The 329-nt window shown below is 42.6% G+C and carries 1 protein-coding gene; it reads right to left on the bottom strand.

From position 1 onward, the window contains the following. Positions 1–68 precede the first annotated feature (68 nt). Positions 69–329 (bottom strand): DUF1640 domain-containing protein (locus tag AB4503_RS11650; protein ID WP_372114729.1); only part of this gene is annotated, 261 nt, incomplete at its 5' end.

The following is a 329-nucleotide window of genomic DNA, read 5'->3' as shown; positions in this document are numbered from 1 at the left end:
ACACAGCAATCACGAGGTAAAAAAAATGCCTCTAGGATAAGAGGCATTTCAGAAAACATATTTGAACATTAAACGTTGATATGACTACCAACCCAAAACGCCGCACCGGCTACAGTCGCAATCATAGCGAAGGCAGTAACAATAATGAGGTTTTTAAGGGAACTCACTTCATTACGAACCCCCAGGACCTCATTCCGTACCCCTTGAATATCAGATTTCAGCTCATTACGAACCGCTTCAATTTTATCTGAAAGGTCATGACGAACCGCTTCGATCTTCTGATCGAGTTCTTTACGCGTATCATTTAACTGCTCTTGAGTGGCAGCATG

Source organism: Vibrio sp. 10N.222.55.B11, from assembly GCF_041473705.1.
GTDB lineage: Bacteria > Pseudomonadota > Gammaproteobacteria > Enterobacterales > Vibrionaceae > Vibrio > Vibrio crassostreae_C.
The sequence above is the reverse complement of the archived record's forward strand: the minus strand, read 5'-3'. Positions and strand labels throughout refer to the sequence as shown.